16 protein-coding genes and 2 pseudogenes are annotated in these 16,615 nt (G+C 36.5%); 9 read left to right on the plus strand and 9 right to left on the minus strand.

Annotated features, from left to right (window positions below; translation table 11 throughout):
* The 3 genes from QZ276_RS09555 to QZ276_RS09565 all read left to right on the plus strand — a co-directional run.
* Window positions 1-1,368 (plus strand): hydrophobe/amphiphile efflux-3 (HAE3) family transporter (locus QZ276_RS09555; protein ID WP_292487461.1); only part of this gene is annotated, 1,368 nt, incomplete at its 5' end.
* Window positions 1,368-2,477 carry a COG1361 S-layer family protein gene (locus QZ276_RS09560; RefSeq protein WP_292487462.1) on the plus strand — a complete coding sequence of 370 codons (1,110 nt, stop codon included), beginning with the start codon at window positions 1,368-1,370 and terminating at the stop codon, window positions 2,475-2,477. The genes QZ276_RS09555 and QZ276_RS09560, both read left to right, overlap by 1 nt.
* 29 nt (window positions 2,478-2,506) lie before the next feature.
* On the plus strand, window positions 2,507-3,673 hold the full coding sequence (locus tag QZ276_RS09565) for a COG1361 S-layer family protein (RefSeq protein WP_292487465.1): 1,167 nt from the start codon (window positions 2,507-2,509) through the stop codon (window positions 3,671-3,673).
* A 24-nt stretch (window positions 3,674-3,697) separates the two neighbouring features.
* Here the strand turns inward: QZ276_RS09565 and QZ276_RS09570 are convergent, their stop codons facing one another.
* Genes QZ276_RS09570 through wtpA form a run of 4 tightly spaced genes read right to left on the minus strand, consistent with a single transcriptional unit; the run spans window position 3,698 to window position 7,203 of the window.
* Window positions 3,698-4,231: a molybdenum-dependent transcriptional regulator gene (locus QZ276_RS09570; RefSeq protein WP_292487467.1), complete on the minus strand. Its 534-nt coding sequence runs from the start codon at window positions 4,229-4,231 to the stop codon at window positions 3,698-3,700.
* Window positions 4,232-4,249: 18 nt separating this feature from the next.
* Window positions 4,250-5,296: an ABC transporter ATP-binding protein gene (locus tag QZ276_RS09575; RefSeq protein ID WP_292487469.1), complete on the minus strand. Its 1,047-nt coding sequence runs from the start codon at window positions 5,294-5,296 to the stop codon at window positions 4,250-4,252.
* On the minus strand, window positions 5,283-6,110 hold the full coding sequence (locus QZ276_RS09580) for an ABC transporter permease (protein ID WP_292487470.1): 828 nt from the start codon (window positions 6,108-6,110) through the stop codon (window positions 5,283-5,285). Before QZ276_RS09580 ends, QZ276_RS09575 begins: the two co-directional genes overlap by 14 nt.
* 19 nt (window positions 6,111-6,129) lie before the next feature.
* Window positions 6,130-7,203, minus strand: coding sequence for a tungstate ABC transporter substrate-binding protein WtpA (gene wtpA, locus QZ276_RS09585; protein WP_292487472.1), 1,074 nt, complete (start codon window positions 7,201-7,203; stop codon window positions 6,130-6,132).
* A 158-nt stretch (window positions 7,204-7,361) separates the two neighbouring features.
* Here wtpA and QZ276_RS09590 point away from each other — a divergent pair, with 158 nt between their 5' ends.
* The 3 genes from QZ276_RS09590 (at window position 7,362) to QZ276_RS09600 (ending at window position 9,526) form a co-directional block, all read left to right on the plus strand.
* Window positions 7,362-8,372, plus strand: coding sequence for a phosphate uptake regulator PhoU (locus tag QZ276_RS09590; RefSeq protein ID WP_292487486.1), 1,011 nt, complete (start codon window positions 7,362-7,364; stop codon window positions 8,370-8,372).
* Between the two features lie 147 nt (window positions 8,373-8,519).
* Entirely contained in the window at window positions 8,520-9,158 is a 639-nt protein-coding gene (locus QZ276_RS09595; RefSeq protein WP_292487473.1) for an Era-like GTP-binding protein, read from the plus strand.
* 5 nt (window positions 9,159-9,163) lie between these two features.
* Window positions 9,164-9,526 carry a DUF2073 domain-containing protein gene (locus tag QZ276_RS09600; RefSeq protein ID WP_049891162.1) on the plus strand — a complete coding sequence of 121 codons (363 nt, stop codon included), beginning with the start codon at window positions 9,164-9,166 and terminating at the stop codon, window positions 9,524-9,526.
* A 120-nt stretch (window positions 9,527-9,646) separates the two neighbouring features.
* Here QZ276_RS09600 and QZ276_RS09605 read toward each other — a convergent pair.
* Both QZ276_RS09605 and QZ276_RS11495 read right to left on the minus strand, forming a co-directional pair.
* Window positions 9,647-10,295 (minus strand): annotated as a pseudogene (locus QZ276_RS09605) (RNA-guided endonuclease InsQ/TnpB family protein); the annotation flags it as partial.
* 45 nt (window positions 10,296-10,340) lie between these two features.
* Window positions 10,341-10,424, minus strand: a pseudogene (locus QZ276_RS11495) (hypothetical protein); the annotation flags it as partial.
* A gap of 348 nt (window positions 10,425-10,772) precedes the next feature.
* Here QZ276_RS11495 and hxlB point away from each other — a divergent pair.
* Both hxlB and QZ276_RS09615 read left to right on the plus strand, forming a co-directional pair.
* The gene (hxlB, locus tag QZ276_RS09610) at window positions 10,773-11,381 is read left to right on the plus strand and encodes a 6-phospho-3-hexuloisomerase (RefSeq protein WP_292487476.1); all 609 of its coding nucleotides are present in this window, start codon (window positions 10,773-10,775) and stop codon (window positions 11,379-11,381) included.
* 11 nt (window positions 11,382-11,392) lie between these two features.
* Window positions 11,393-12,526 carry a pyridoxal phosphate-dependent aminotransferase gene (locus QZ276_RS09615; RefSeq protein WP_292487478.1) on the plus strand — a complete coding sequence of 378 codons (1,134 nt, stop codon included), beginning with the start codon at window positions 11,393-11,395 and terminating at the stop codon, window positions 12,524-12,526.
* Window positions 12,527-12,724: 198 nt separating this feature from the next.
* On the opposite strand, the gene QZ276_RS09620 is transcribed toward QZ276_RS09615, so the two are convergent.
* The 3 genes from QZ276_RS09620 to QZ276_RS09630 form a co-directional block, all read right to left on the minus strand.
* Entirely contained in the window at window positions 12,725-13,768 is a 1,044-nt protein-coding gene (locus tag QZ276_RS09620) for a transposase (RefSeq protein ID WP_292487480.1), read from the minus strand.
* Between the two features lie 12 nt (window positions 13,769-13,780).
* Window positions 13,781-14,368, minus strand: a complete 588-nt coding sequence (locus tag QZ276_RS09625; protein ID WP_292487488.1) for an IS607 family transposase — start codon at window positions 14,366-14,368, stop codon at window positions 13,781-13,783.
* A 168-nt stretch (window positions 14,369-14,536) separates the two neighbouring features.
* Window positions 14,537-15,523 carry an NOG1 family protein gene (locus QZ276_RS09630; protein WP_292487482.1) on the minus strand — a complete coding sequence of 329 codons (987 nt, stop codon included), beginning with the start codon at window positions 15,521-15,523 and terminating at the stop codon, window positions 14,537-14,539.
* 239 nt (window positions 15,524-15,762) lie between these two features.
* On the opposite strand from QZ276_RS09630, the gene QZ276_RS09635 reads away from it, so the two are divergent.
* A partial coding sequence (locus tag QZ276_RS09635; protein ID WP_292487484.1) for a CBS domain-containing protein occupies window positions 15,763-16,615 on the plus strand: 853 nt, incomplete at its 3' end.

Consider the following 16,615-nt stretch of genomic DNA (forward strand, 5'->3'; position numbering starts at 1 on the left):
ATGGTCCAGGATTTTGCAAAATTACTGCTCATTGGGGTAGTTATGTGTTTCCTCTCATCATTATTTGTCGGAGTTTCTGTAATTTATGGTCTTGACAGAATTTTCAAGAAAAATAATAAATTGGTCAATACCATAAATTCAAAACTAAAATATGATTCAAACAGTAATTCCAGTAAAAATACCGAAAAACAAAAAACAGATATCATAGAACGCTATATCGATAAAATTACATCATATACAATAAGACATCCTGTTCCGATTTTACTTATTGCTGGATTATTGTGTGTCTCAGGACTATATGTAGATCAGGATGTACCATTAGAAACCGATACTGAGACATTTGTCCCCCAGGACATGGAAGCACTTGTTGAGATGCAACATCTTTTTGATATTATCGGCGGAAATGACCAGCTTAACCTTATCATCAAAGTAGATGATAATACTGACCCTAAAGTTCTAAAATGGATGGATGATTTCAGCGACCATGAAATAGAAACAAGAAGCAACATATATGATTCCAGTAGCATTGTCCCCATAATCAAATCAATGAACTCTGGAAAAATTCCTGATAGCAGTGATAAAATCCAAGAATTATATAATCAAATGCCCAATGGTCAGAAAGAGCGATTTATACACGGTAATACCATGCTTTTAATGAATCTGGACATAGGCGATGCAATGTCCAATCTGGGTCTTGAAGGTATTGATAAACTTGTAAAAGTTGTCAGAAACGATATTTCATGGACTCAACCTCCTGCAGATGCTGATGTAACAATTACTGGTAATTCGGTTGTATTTACCACTGTAATTACAGCACTTACATCAGGTAGAATTGCAATGACCCTTCTGGGATTAGGTCTTATTTTTGCAGGTCTTCTCTTCATATACCGAGACTGGTTGAAAGCTATCACACCTGTAATTACAATGTTCATGGTTGTCGGATGGGCAGGAGGAGTGATGTATTATTCAGGTATTAAATACACACCTATGACTGCAACACTTGGAGCACTGATATTAGGTATCGGTTCAGAATATGCAGTTCTAATGATGGAGAGGTATTTTGAAGAGAAAAGTAAAGGAGAAAATCCGATTGAAGCAATGCGTGAATCCAGCAGGAAAATCGGGAAGGCAATTGTAACTTCCGGATTTACGACTGTTTTTGGGTTTTCGGCTTTGTTAGCATCTCCTTTCTCCATGAACAGAAATTTTGGACTGGTCACTGTCATAGATGTAGGGCTTGCGCTGCTTGCCACATTTATCGTTTTCCCGGCTGTAATCATTCTGCTTGATGGACATCGAGAGAAAAAGAAACAAAGAAAACAAAACATATCTTCATCAACCGATAATTCAAAAGAGGCGGATGCTTAATGAATATTGATGACAAAGACCACAAAAGTATCAGGATTTTCTTCAATGGAGTGATAATATTTGCTATTCTATCGTTATTATTCACTTGCCTATTAACTCCCACAGTACAATCTAAAGAGTTCCTACCGCCGAATCATCATTACTCAGTAAATTATTACGAAAGTTTTGGTAAACCTGACCTATATGCATCTGTCCTCGGAGATCCTGAATTTGAACGTGGTGAAACCGCACAAATTGAAATTAATTTAGCTAACAAGGGAATCCTTTACGGGTTTAAATCTGTTACCAATGTTGATGCTAACGACAAAACCGAGGCTGAACTTGCTCAGAAAGAATTTGAATACGAAAAACAGCGTACAGTAGCACTCGGTATAAAAACCAACCTCACATCCACTACTCAATACATAGAAGTCGGTTCTGAAAGCAGTGGACAAATTATTGACAAACTGGCTCCGGGTGATATACTTAAAAAACCCCTGAGATTTACAATAGATATTTCCGATAATGCACCCGCCGGTGAATACGTACTAAAACTTCCGCTTACCTATGAATATCAGAATGAGGTAAGAATGACCAGAGGTGAACAGGTCAACCTTGGAATCCGTGACCTGGACCATACCACACATTATAAAACCGTAAACAATACTATTGATATTCCAATAACTATCAAAAAATCAGCAGATTTACAGATAACAAATATTACCGGCAGTCTTTCACCGGGAAGTAGCGGTGATATAGAGGTTACATACAAAAATACAGGTGAAAAAACTGCAAATGATGCAACTGCGAGAATCGTTGCAATGCGTCCATTGAGTATGCAAGATTCTGAAGTAAATCTCGGTGACCTAAATCCTGAGGAAAGCAAAACTGCAAATTTTAAAATTTCCGCAAGTTCTGATGCTGTTACAAAAAGCTACGTATTAAACAGTGAAATCAGATATTATGATGATAACGGGGATGTTTCATTTTCAGATAATCTTGAGACAAGTGTAAATGTGGAACCAGATGAAGGTGGATTCAGTTTTAACATTTTGGTAATAATGATGATTTTTGCTCTTGTTATCTATTTGGTAGTTGATACTGTAAGAACAAGAAACAGAAAAGATTAATTTATGTTTACAAATTATGAGGTACTACAATGAGTGACATAAAATATACAAAATCCGTACTAATTGCAATATCTTTATTGATGATTTTAATCGTACCTGTACAGGCAGAAACCGGATATAACTTACCATCTGATGCTAATATCAAAGCGTTTCTTGACAGTCAGTCCATATCAATACCCGGCACCAGAACAATTACCCCTCAGATGCCTGAGAATTTTAATTTTGATGATAATTTTTATACAACCTATGGCAGTCCGGATTTGACCGCAAATATTGTCGGAAATAATGAATTTTCAAAAGGAGACACAGTGACACTTAAAATCAATCTTGTCAACAAAGGTGTTATTACTGGATTCAAGTCAGAAAAAGATGATGATAAATTAAGTAAACTGGACAAAGCACTTCAGGAAACTGAAAGAGGTTATGAAACCCAGAGAACTACCGCAATAGGCATTGTTTCAACCCTTGTATCACCTTATCCCTTTATAGATGTAAAATCAACTCCACAGGAAGCAGGGTCTCTACTCTCTGGTGAAGAAACTAATGCTCCTCCCAAATTTACAATAGAAATTGCTGAAAATGCCAAACCAGGAACCTATCCCCTCGCCCTGAACACCCTCTATGGATATCAGAAAAATGTCCAGGTAAGCGGTGACAATGTAACCAACGGTCAAATAACAAATCTTGAAGTTGGTATATGGTATGATTCAAAATCCCAGAACCATACAATACCTATAAGAATTGAGGATGAGGCAGAATTTGAAATCACCAATATCAGTGCAAATCTAATAGCAGGTGAAAAAGGCTTACTCAGAGTTACCTATAAGAACGTAGGCAATCAGCCCGTTAAAGATGCAACCGTCAGAATAACTGCATCAGACCCGTTCAGTACCACCGATGACCAAGCGTATTTAGGAGCAATTGCACCAGGTAAGACTTCTGAAGGAGTTTTTAGTATAAATGTTGACCAGACAGCCACATCAAAACTGTACGGGATAAACAGCGAAATCAAGTATGAAGATGTAGATGGCAAAGAAAGGGTATCAGATACCCAGAAAATACAGGTTAGAACTCTTCCTGCCACATCCCTTGGTGACCAGATAAACAACAATATGGGTATTGTGTACGTTATGATACTGCTTGTAGTCGCCGGTTTGGGTATACTCGGATATATGAAATTAATCAGGAAAAAGTAAAGAAAAAAGTGGTGGTGAAAATCATCACCTTTTTGCTATCATTACTTCAGTTGATTTGACGATAGCATATACTTCATCCCCTTCTTTGATATCCAGTTTTTCAACCGCTTCTCTGGTTATCAGGGATTTTATTGTTGACGGTTCTATAGAGATACTCAATTTGGATATAACATCACCGTTTTCCACCGAAATCACTTTTCCAGATATCTGGTTTCTGGCACTGATTTTAAGGCCTACACTTTCCCAGAAAGTTTCATCTTCTACTGTCTCATGGATAATGTTTATCTGATTATCATATTCCTGAAGCAGTTCCTTGGCAAATTCTGTAAGAAATGTCCCCTGATTTTTCCCACCTTTAACTGATTCAACCACCTTGTTATCCGCTCTTTCCTCTATTTTTTTCAACATTTTCCAAGCATGCCTGTAGGATATATCGAGTTTTTTACATGCCTTGTTCAGGGATTTTTCTTTATCAATAGCTCGTAATAACTGGGCTTTACCCTTACCGATTAATGGTTTACCATCTTCGGTTAACCACAACTTTGTGTTGGCTTCCATATTTTCACTCTACTACATTCAAATTATGTGTATAGCAGCAGCCTTAAATGACACTACAACCCTGTCACCGGGTTTAAGATCAAGTTCTGTTGCTGATTGTCTTGTAATCAATGAATTAATGTTAAAATCATTACCCATGTTCAATTTTACCCTTAATAAAACTCCCATAAGCTCCATTTCCAAAACAGTTGCATAAAATGTATTTCTGGCACTACTTTCAAACTCTGTTTTGCTAATTGTCACATTTTCAGGTCGAAGACAGCCATATACCGTTTCATCCTTTTCATAATCGGATATAGCACATATATTGTTACCATTTACATCCAAATTTATCATACCTTTATTGCTCTGGGTAACAATTCCATTGAATACATTTTCAACGCCTACAAAATCTGCAACTTTATTATTTGCAGGTTTGTTAAAAATTTCACCAGGAGTTCCTACCTGTACCAATCCCCCATCCATCATAACTCCTATCCTGTCAGCCAATACCCGTGCTTCAGTCTGGTCATGGGTTACATGAACTACTGTCACACCTGTATCTTCATGGACTTTTTTCAGGATTTTTCGGGTATCTTCCTGTGTTCTGGGGTCAAGTGCACTCAGTGGTTCATCCAGCAGTAAAATATCCGGATTAATAATCAGGGCTCTTGCAAGTGCCACCCTTTGTTGTTCTCCACCAGAAAGTGTTTCAGGGTTTCTGTGAAGAATGTGGGATATATCAAGATATTCTGCCATATCCCTGATTTTTGGATTTTTAATACCCCTCATACGTGCTCCGAATCCGATATTTTTTCCTACATCCATATGAGGAAACAGCGAATAATTCTGATAGACAAAACCGATATTGCGTTTTTCAGGTGAAAGGGTGCCAACACTGTTCCCGTTAAATGATATGTAGCCCTTCTCAGGCTGATAAAACCCCGCCATAAGTTCAAGCACCAATGTCTTGCCGGCACCTGTAGGACCGAGCAGTACAAAATATTCTCCATTCTGAATTGTAAGGTTGAGGTTTTTAAGCGAAAAATCTCCCCAGTTTCTATATATGTTTTTAATCTCTATCATATCTGCGCCAGCCTGATGATATCATTCTAAGGATTACAAAAATTGTAAGAGTCACCAAAATAAGCAAAACTGCAATAGGTCTGGACTCGGAAAGCCCCATGGATGTGAAACGTTCATAAATTAGAGTTGGACCAACCATTGGATAATATGCAAGCATGATGACAGCTCCAAATTCACTGATTGCACGTGCCCAGCACATGATTGAACCTGTGAGAAGATGACGTGATGCAAGTGGAAAGGTTACAAATAGAAACGCTTTCCATAGAGGAGCACCCAGTGATCTGGCGGCGTTTTCCAGTCGAGGGTCTACACTCTGGAATCCCTCACGAGCAGAATTTGTCAGGTAGGGTGCTGAAACAAACAGCATGGCTACAACTGTACCCGCCAGAGCATCTCTAAACTGGACAATTGATTCGAGTGGGTCACCGATTAAACCATTTGCTCCAAAGATTGTAAGAAGTGCTATACCTGCCACTGTATGAGGAACTACCACAGGAATATCCAGTATGCTTTCGATAATTCGTTTACCTATAAAATCTTTTCTTGCAAGAAGATAAGCTGTAGGAACACCCAGTATAAAAGATATCAATGTTGCAAGAAATCCAGAATACAATGAGAGGAATATCGCTTCCAGAACAGAACTATCCCTTACGGCTTCTATTAGACCTGAAAAATCCGAAACTATTTGCTGTACAATCATATTCGAAAGAGTAATAAAAACAAAAAACAACAAAATAGAAAGAGAAAGGAAAAATATTACCAGCATGGGATTTATCTGTCCTAAACCGTTAAGTCTTGTTTTTATTCTTGGCATATTTTCCCTTTTAACAGGTTTAGAAATACTCTCTCAGTTTTTTGGGTACATTATTGATATTGTTTGTCGATGCAGGTACAATCGGTGGCTGACCATTGTTCTCAAGCACCTGCTGACCGTCCTTACTGTGAATGAGTTTTATAAACCCTACTGCATGTTCTTTCTGATTTACAGTATCTGGTATAGTAACACCATAGACTATTGGTTTACCTTTTGAAAGGTCACCGTTTCCTCTTTTAACTTTTACCTTGCTGTACATGTCTTCATGTTTTACTGAACTGAGGTCTATTTCTGAAGGTAATTCTACAAATTCAAATCCATGCTGTACAGCAACACTTCTGTAAATATAGAAGTAATCGATTTCACCCATCTCAAGCGCCGATGAGAGTTCAGTTTCCATGCTCCTCATCATAATTTTGTCGCTGTTGGGGTTGATGTTTTCGGATTTTGGAACATTTACAGTGTATGTTCCATCATTAGAAGTTGTGTCCATTGCTGTATTTGAAGCCATGAGGTCATCATAAACCTGTGAATCATTATAATAAATTTCAGCAATTTGGGTGACCATCTGTGAACGGTAACCGCAAGGATCATCATTCGGGTTGGATAATCCAAAAGTTACATCAGATCTTCTCAAGATATCATACCAGTTGTCTTTATTTATCTCATCACTGTATTTGCTGTCTTCTGTATAAGCAATAACCATCTGGTTTTTGGCAAATGCTGAATACCAATTTGTATATTCAGGCATCATCATATTTGGTACTAAACTATAATCTGCAACTCCTACCACATCTGCCTGTTTACCGGTTTCTGTAACTTTACGCACTGTAGCTACACTTCCACCAGCTTCACGCCTTACATCAACATTTGGATTACGTTTTTCATACATTTGTTCCAGTTCTTTAAATGGAATTGTTAAACTTCCAGCATGGAACACTTTAAGAACCACATCATCCTGCTGTTGTGAGTCAGTTCCTTGATTATCTTCTGTAGTACTTTCTCCTGTATCACTCATGCACCCGATTCCTGCAAAAATAACAAGAACCATTGCAATTATACCTGTTATCTTTAATATGTTGCTGTATTTCATATTAAATACCGTTATGTTCAAACAAACATAACCATATAAAAGGATTATGAATTAATAAAATTGTACTATCGGCAAGTTATAAATATCCTAAAGACAGCATAGATTGCTATATATAAAATACAAATCTATATATCCATAATTCAAACAGAGGGATTATCATAGAATCACGGAAAGTCCAGCAAACAGGTGGTTCCACCTATATAATATCACTTCCCAAAAAATGGGCTGAAAAAGTAAGAATAAAATCCGGTTCACAGGTTTTCCTGCAACAGCATCCAGACGGAACTCTTGTAATTGATCCTGTTTCAGAAAGCTCACCTGTCCAGAAAAAAGAACGGGATATTACTGGTAAAATGGGAGAAGTACTCACCAGAGATATTATTGCAGCATATCTTGCCGGTTTTGATATAGTTGAACTCAAATCAAAACGTATATTGGCAGAACAAAAAAACGTTATTAGAGATGTATGCTACAAACTTATTGGACCTGAGATAATTGAGGAAACTTCTAAAAGTGTTATTATACAAGACCTTCTAAATCCGAATGAAGTATCAATTAAAAAAAGTGTCAAAAGAATGTTTTTAATTTCAAATTCCATGCATAAAGATGCCATACGCGCACTCAAAACAAAAGATTCTGATCTGGCTATGGATGTGATTCACAGAGATGACGAAGTTGACCGCCTGTTTTTATTAATATCCAAACAATTCAGAGCAGTATTGCGCGGAGCACAATTACCAGATACTGCAGAAACATCCATTGATGAATACCATGACTTCAGAATGACCGCATCACCCCTGGAGCGTATTGCAGACCATGCACGTAAAATCGCCAAAGTTGCATATAACATGGATTTTTCAATAACACAGGATTCAATGGATTTGATAGAAAATGCAAGTGATACATCAAGAAATATAGTTGAAAACAGCATCAACGCACTTTATGATTCAAATGTAGAACTCGCCAATCAGGTTATTGACCAAGGCGACCAGATGAGAGAACAGGTTACAAAAATCAATGAAACACTTCTTAAACTCGATTCTCATGAAGCAATTGTTGCTCTTGGTACTGTAGCAGACAGTATCGACAGGATAGGTGATTACGGAGCCAACATCGCAGAAATATCCATAAACTCGGCAATGTCTAATGCTTTAAAAGAACAAGACTAATTCAAAGGTTTTTTAATAACCTACTAAACATTATATATTATAACACCATTATAATAAAAATAAAATATTATCTGGAAGTAAATAAGAAAAATTAAAACAATTAATAATACTTGTTTATAAACCCCCTACTGCTATTGGAGGATATATATGAGTCCAATAAAGTTATTCAAAAACAATTTTAGAGACTTCTTTAAGAAACTATTCAAGAAAAAAAAGAATGCACGTATAGGTATTTATGGTCCTCCGAATGCGGGTAAAACTACACTTGCCAACCGCATTTTAAGAGACTGGACTGGAGACGCCATGGGTCCAGTATCACATATAGAACACGAAACCCGAAGTGCAAGGCGCAGAGAAGGAGTTACAATAAAAACAAACGGGCATTCGATAGGTCTTGACGTAATTGATACACCGGGTCTTGCTACAAAAATCGATTTTCACAACTTTATGGATTATGAAATGGAAGAAGATGAAGCGAAAAGACGGGCTAAAGAAGCAACAGAAGGTGTTATTGAAGCTGTGAAATGGCTGGATGATCTGGATGGCATTATCCTTGTTATGGATGCAACACAGGACCCATTTACACAGGTAAATGTTACTGTTATTGGTAATATGGAAGCCCGCAAGCTGCCATTGTTAATCGTATCAAATAAAGTCGATATGCCAGAAGCCTCACCAAATACCATAATGAATGCTTTCCCCCAGCACCCTATGGTATCAATATCGGCTCTTGAAGGCAACAACATCGATACACTGTACCAGGAAATCGCAAAAACGTTCGGGTGATTAGTATGCAAGGTATTCAAATGGATTTGATTTCGGAAGAGAGATTATCAGGGATGAACCCGGTAGAAAAAGTCAGGTTTATTATTGATGAAGTCAAAAAGGACAAAGTCCTGGTACTCGAAAAGGGATTAACCCCTGATGAGGAAGCTAACCTTATCGAAATGACAATGACAAAAATCCAGCCAGATGGATTTTCAGGTATAGAAATGGAAAGCTATCCAGCCCAGTCAGGCAATTCCATAATCAATAAGCTGTTTAATAAAGGAGGTCATCGCACACGTCTGACAATTATTGGTCCTGCCAATCAATTAAAGACATTGAAAAAAGACCGCGATCTTATAACTACATTACTGTCATCAAAAGAGTGAACTATCACTTGGCTAAAGACCAAGTGGCTTCAGAAGGAGTTTACTCCAAAGAGTCTTACTCTTTAAATCAAAGATTAAAAGATATTTGTAAATTTTCAATTTACAAAGTCCTTCCTGGATGTTCACACACCCACTATCGGTTATCCCTGTAAGGGAATCACCGACTACTTTTCTTAATATATTCAATGCACCATTAACATCGGCATTGAGCAGTTGACCTGTAGAGGACTGGAACAATCCTCTTTTAACTCTATTACCCATGTATTTTTGATGTTTTTCTATGGGTTCTAATGCAAGAGCATCGGTTTTACTGGTATATGCCTCATCAACTTCTATACAATTGATACCGTAGTATTCACATTTAGATCGAAGTTTCTGTTTGAATTTACCAAAGGGTATAGTCTGAAAGGTCTGGTTGTTCTTTTTACCATATTAGAATTCTGTTTTATGTCTTTCAGTTCTCCGATTATGATGTTGCCGATGTTATAATCTATACAATGTTTAATGATATAATTAACACTCTGGTTCATGAAATCATTGAGTTTGTTTTTCCTTTTCTCGAACAACCAGTTCAGTTTCTGACCTGATTTTATACCCTGTTTTTCATATACGGATTGCAACCCACTTTTGACTTTGTTCCACCAACGGTTATAAGATTTCAAGCCCCTGCCTTCTATGATGAAGGCAGTCCCATTGGTATCTACACAGGTTGCGAAATTTTTTACCCCTAAATCATAGATAGATGTTTATTGTAGTTTAAATCGACTTTAAGAGATAGAAGATGGTTCCAGATTAATCTGCAGTATTCCAGAGCTTTATCCAGTTTTTTTTCCTGTTCGGGAGTAGGGTGAATCCTGAACCTCAGATTCCTGCAGTTCTGACCTTCTTTACGGACCATCAACTCCACCCATTCCCTTGATACTGTTTATAAGTTTTGAAACTATACAAAATTTACTTAATGTTAGCGATTATAATGTTTATCATAAAACTTATCAAACATCAACGGGGTTGTTTCATCACTCTTTAAACGAAGTTTAAAGATATCTTTTAATCTTTGATTCAAAGAGAACGACTAAAGTCGTTGGCTTTCACGTACCCCTTGTTGCCCCACTTTCGTAAACAACAACTTCTAAATAATAAAAAATACCGTTACCATCTAAACCTTACTTAATGTTTACCATCATTATCAGTATTTAATTTATCACCTATATATCCAACAATAGTATGTTGAAGAGGTTTTAAAACAATGGATGCAAAACAGGATATCGAATGTAAAAATCTAACCTTATCGATGAAACTTATGGGCGAACATATAATCAATATGTCCCACGAACTTGATATAACCGGTCCAAAAAAGATGATTGAAGATATAATGGGTGCAGATAACATCTTTTTAATGGGTGCTGGTCGTTCAGGTCTTGTCGGTAAAGCTTTTGCTATGAGACTTATGCACCTTGGTTACAGTGTATATGTCGTAGGGGAATCAACCACACCTGCCGTCAAAGAAAACGATGTTGTAATTGCTATTTCTGGTTCCGGTGAAACCCGTTCAGTTGCCGACCTTGGCAAGATCGCAAAGGACATTGGTTCAACGCTTGTAACTGTCACATCAAATGAGGATTCAACACTTGGAAACCTATCCGATACTGTCGTTGAGGTCCCGGGTCGAACCAAAACTCAATCCGGAGAATACCTTGAACGCCATATGCGAGGTGAATACGACCACCTCACACCTCTTGGAACTTCATTTGAAATCTCAACAATGGTATTCATGGATGCAGTTATCGCAGAACTGATACATATAACTGGAACATCTGAAGCAGAATTAAAATCCAGACATACAACCCTTGAATAAGGAGTATTTAAATGAAGAGCCCAGACAACAAAAACACAAAATTTGCTCAGAGAGTTCAAAATATCGATATTTCAGGTATCAGAAAAATATTTGAAGCGGCTGGCGAGCAATCTATAAACTTAGGATTGGGACAGCCTGATTTTGATACTCCAAACCATATAAAACAGGCTGCTATCGATGCCATAAATGAAGGATTTACAAGCTACACTGTTGGTGCAGGGATACCTGAACTGAGAAACGCATTAAGTCTTAAATTTAAGAACGAAAATAACTTTGATGTTTCTTCTGACGAGATTATCGTTACCTCAGGAGCTTCAGAAGCTTTAGAAATCGCTCTTGCTTCACTGGTAAATCCGGGTGATGAAGTCCTTATACCTAACCCGGGTTTTGTTTCATATAGTGCACTCACCGAAATCATGGGTGGAAAATCTGTCAGCGTACCTCTTGGAAAAGATTTGAATGTACAGCCGGACGATGTTCTTGATAATATAACTCCAAAAACCAAAGCTTTTGTTCTGAATTCCCCATCTAACCCTACTGGAGCTGTTCAGTCCAGAGATAATATAAAAGCATTTGCAGAAATTGCGGAAGACCATGATATCACAATAATTTCTGATGAAGTGTATGAACATTTCGTTTACGAAGGTGAGCATGTTAGCCCTGCACAGTACACAGACAATGTGATAACAATAAACGCTGTGTCCAAAACCTATTCCATGACCGGTTGGAGACTGGGATATGTTGCCGCAAAAGGCGAATATGTAGATCAGATGCTCAAAGCCCACCAGTACGTTCAGGCATGTGCAAGCTCAATATCACAAAAAGCTGCTCTTGCAGCAGTTACAGGTCCCATGGAACCGGTTTATAAAATGCATGATGAATTCAAAGAGCGTCGGGATTTGTTACTGGATGGACTTGAATCCCTTGGAATTAAATGTGAAAAACCCAATGGAGCGTTTTATGCATTCCCGGAAATACCCGATTCTATAAAAGCTACTGAAAAACTTGTCTCAAATGGTGTTATAGTTGTTCCGGGTATCGCATTTGGGGAAAATGGAGAAGGTCACATCCGGCTGTCGTATGCTACATCAAGTTCCCAAATCCAGAAAGCATTGGATATAATGGAGAACGTAACGTCATTGTAATTGATAAACTTAATAACATTAACTAACAATAATTATTATCAATTACATTCGTGAGATATACTCACTGGGTGTAACGCTACACCCTCTATTCCCTTCATAGCTCCGGGAAATGCTTTTTTGAGTATGTTGTAAGCACCGTTTACATCGGCGTTGATCACTTTACCAGTATTCGATTTAAATAAACCTCTCTTTATCCTTTTACCAAGATAAGAGGTTTTTTTTTTCGATTGGTTCATCATCGAGGAACGAGCACTTTGACGTATAAGACTCTTCCTGAAACACTACTTTTATACCAGCATCTTCAGATTTGTATTCAATTTGCTTCTTCAACTTAAAGAATGGAATCTGTACAAAATTTTGATTATTCTTTTTACCAATATTACATTCTTGCTTCCATCCTTCATTATAACCAATAACTAATGTGCCGATATTGTTTTCGATGCAATAGTTGATTATCTTTTTACTAACTTTATGGAAAAAATCGTTTATCTTGTTGTTTCTTTTTTGGTATTTTTTTTCCAATCTTTTTGTTTCATCAAAACCTCTTTTGTCATAAAACGATTTCCATTGAGATTTCTTTTTGTTGTAGTATTGATTTATGCTCTTAACCCCACCACCTTTAATAACAATTGGCTTTTCACCAATGTTATTTACCATGGTTATGATGTTGTTAATCCCTAAATCAATTGATGCTATATTATTTTCATTTAAATTAATATGTTCAATTTTTTGTTTATAGACTATTTCACATTTATAACCAACACCAAGAGGAACTATACGCACTTGTTGAATATTAGTATCCTCATTTAATCTTGTTTTGATTTTTAATCCCAGTTTTTTGGGAAACTTGAGATAATTGTTTTTTATTCCTCTGGTTAGTTGTTGTGATGTAAATATTAAAAGGAATTCTCCATCTTTTTTCTTATAATTTGGCGGTTTTGGTTTACCTTCGTACTTATGAGGATTAATTTTGTAGTCTTTTAGCGAATTGAAAAACGATTTCCAATTTCTATCGACCATTTTTAGAGTCTGTTGAGCTGTTTGAGATGGTAGAATAGAATAATTTTCAGTTCCTTTCAGTTCTTCATTTACTTTTTGATATTTAGTATATCCATAACCATTGAGCCAATTCTGTCTAATTATGTAATTTGCTTGATTGTAGAGATTTTTGGATATGTGGCAAAGTCGTGAAACTTTATTTTCGTGATTTAAGCGAATAGTTTCAGTTCTTGACACAATCATATTATACCACAATCATTCTTCTTTCTTTATTTCTATTGACTTTGCTCTTCTTTTGCTGTATAGCTTCATGGAATAACAATGTAGTAGAGATGTTATTTCACTGAAAACTTCTTCATCATCCAATTTTTTACTTCCGATATCTGATACAACGATTATGTTGGTGCCGTATTTGGAAAACAAATGGTAAAACAATTCAAACCCAACTCTACTTAGTCTATCTTTATATGATATAATTACGTTTTCAACTTTATAGTTAGTAATTTCATCCAACATCTTAAAGAAATCTTTTCTCTTTTCAAACGAAATCCCTGAAGCCACATCTGAATAAATATGATTTACTTGATAACCCGAATTAAACGCCCATGTTTTAAGCATTTGCACTTGGTTTTCAAGGTCTTTTTTCTGTTTTGATGTTGAAACTCTGGCATATATCACAGTTTTTCTTTTCACATCTTTATTTAAAAAAGCATAAACAGATTCATCGTCATATTCATATTGTCCATTCGGGAGTAAAGTTCTTTTTATATAACCATTTTCTACATATCTATACAATGTTGGTCTTGTTATTCTCAACGTTTTTAAAACATCACCTGCTTTTATTTTACCACCTATTAGTAAAAAATGTTATTATAATTAATTATTTTTACGGTTAAAAATAACTATATAAAAACAAGGGAGGATGATCAAACCATCCTCCTTCCTGTCATAAGATTTACAACATTTGTATATTACATCAATGGTTTTTTTATGTATCCATATTTACTTATCTTAATGTGATATCTCTTTGAAAAAATCCTGTTTTGCTCCTGTCATCTCAACCAAATTGTTAACAACCTCTTCCACACTCTCTGAGGTTGCTGTTGACATTTCCATATCCACAAAATCAAGTTCTTGGAATTCAGGAAGGTCTGATTTGTTGGACACTGTAAACATTGGTAGGTCAAATTGTTGTTTGATTTCTTCGTAAAGACGTTTTTGGTCATCTACTGTGTATCCGCAAGTCTCACTTGCATCTACCAGGTAAAGCAAAACTGAGCCCAGATGTTTTAGTGCGGTGATTGCCTGTAGTTCTATCTCATTCCTATCTGACATCGGTCTATCAAGTAAACCCGGTGTATCTATTACCTGATACCTTATATTATCTCTTGTAAAATGTCCAATAGATATACCCTTTGTTGTGAATGGATAGGTAGCCACCTCTGGACGTGCCTTAGTAGCGAGTGCCACAAAACTGGATTTTCCTGTATTTGGATATCCTGCAACTACTATTGTAGGTGCATCAACATCTACATCAGGTAATTTGCGTAAAGTATTCCTTGCCTCGTTTAAAAATTTTAAATCCTTATCTATAGATTTCATTATAGAAGATATTCGCCCATAGACTTCTTTTTGTATCGATTGCGGGTTATTGCTACTGCGGATTTTACCAATCTGCTCCCTCCCCATATCATGTATTTTTTCACTCGCCCAGTTAACTGAGCCCAATGATTTTTTAAGTTTATCCACTCCTACTATTACATCTGCCAAATCATAATAAAAATCCGATAATTCATCAAAATCAGGAAAACGTCTTACAATATTGGCAAGATTATCTGAAAGGATGTTTGCAGACGTCAATATCATGGATTCATAGGCTTCCCTGTTACTTTTCATATTTTTAATTACTTTTCCGCGTCTGGCTCTGGATGCTCTTCTGAATGCCTTATCTAACAATTCATCAGAAGTGGGAACAGAATGGATTTTTTCAAATATCATATTTTATTTTCCTTTGTTACTGATTTTTTATACTATCATCCATGATAATACTGCAATATATATTTATACAGCTTTTAAGTATTTATAAATGTATAGAAACTGATATTATAATCAAAATAAAAACAGCCTATATATTCTTATTCCCTGCAGAACATTCCTAATTATTATCAATGATAGATACTGCAATATATATTTATACTACTTTCAATTATTTATATATAGGTTTAAATGGTGATTGAATGGAACTTACCCCCATCCAGAAAGACATAATTATCGCGTTAATTAATCTCCAACGACAGAAGAATCATGCCATCAAAGGTGAAGACATTGCGGAAGTTATCCAGAGGAATCCGGGTACTGTGCGCAACCAGATGCAGTCTCTGAAAGTTCTTGGACTTGTAGAAGGTGTACCCGGTCCAAAAGGTGGTTACAAAGCCACCGGTAAAGCATATGAAGCATTAAATATACCATCACTGGAAAAAGAAGCTATTGTTAAAATATATAGAAACGGCAAACTTGTGGAAGGGAGTACTGCCGCTGAAATCAGTTTTACAACAGTACGTCATCCGGAACTCTGCAACGGCATGATAAAAGTTCTTGGAGATATAAGAGAATTCAAAGAAGGAGACAAGCTTCAGGTCGGTCCCACTCCTGTTAACCAGCTTATTGTCAGAGGAGAAGTTGTAGGACGTGATGATACTAACAATTCTCTGCTTTTTTCAATTACAGAAATGGTTTCAATACCAAAAATACCTGTTAAAAACTATGTCACTAAAGATTCAGTAATGGTCAATGTAAACGCTACATTACAGGAAGCAGCACGAATATTCGTTAAAAACAATATCCATGGGTCACCTGTTGAAGATAAAGGCTCTATTGTGGGTGTCGTTACATTCACTGATATAGGAGACGCCATTGCAAGTGGGAAAATGTCGTTAAAAGTAAGAGATATTATGACAAAAGAACTGATTACAGTAGATGGTGACACACCCCTTAATGAAGCAGTTAAAATTTTCAACAAACATAACATAGGAGGACTTGTTGTCACAATAAACGGAGTACCTGAAGGTTTTGTATCAAAGACGGATGTCC

The sequence above is a fragment of the Methanohalobium sp. genome (assembly GCF_018609725.1).
Classification (GTDB): domain Archaea; phylum Halobacteriota; class Methanosarcinia; order Methanosarcinales; family Methanosarcinaceae; genus Methanohalobium.